This is a genomic window from Neoluteolibacter marinus, assembly GCF_014904755.1.
In the GTDB taxonomy this organism is placed as follows: domain Bacteria; phylum Verrucomicrobiota; class Verrucomicrobiia; order Verrucomicrobiales; family Akkermansiaceae; genus Haloferula; species Haloferula marina.
On sequence record NZ_JACZFQ010000215.1, the window covers coordinates 1 to 433 of the forward strand.

Annotated in this window: 1 pseudogene; it reads right to left on the reverse strand. The window is 63.7% G+C overall.

Annotation, left to right across the window (positions count from 1 at the left end):
- Window positions 1-433, reverse strand: a pseudogene (locus IG178_RS24535) (hypothetical protein); the annotation flags it as partial.

The window sequence follows — 433 nt, forward strand, 5'->3', positions numbered from 1 at the left end:
TCGATCGCACCGATCTCGTTGAAGGCCAGCTGCGAGGTCTCTCCGTTGTCCTCCGGGGACTCGCCGTGGACGATGAAGTTCGACTCGCCGTCGTGCTTGACCGCGTAGTAGCCGTCATCCTCGAGGTTCCAGCGGAAGATGCCGGTGCCCTCGGCCTGGGAGCCCTGGCCGTCCTTGACCTCCGGGATGGAATCCAGCGGGTAGAAGCTCATCTTGAAGGTGTCGCTCGCGTCGCCCTCCATCTTCCACTTCTTGGTGTTGGAGTCGAGGCCGCCGTTGTAGCCGTACGGATCCAGCAGGAAGATCACGGTCTCGCCGGTCTCGGCGCCGTCGAGGCTCTGCCCGGGATCGGCCGTGCCGTAGAGGTAGCTGAACTCGTCCTTGGAGGTGTTCTCGAAGACGACCACCAGGGGCTCGTCGTGCTCGGGGATCT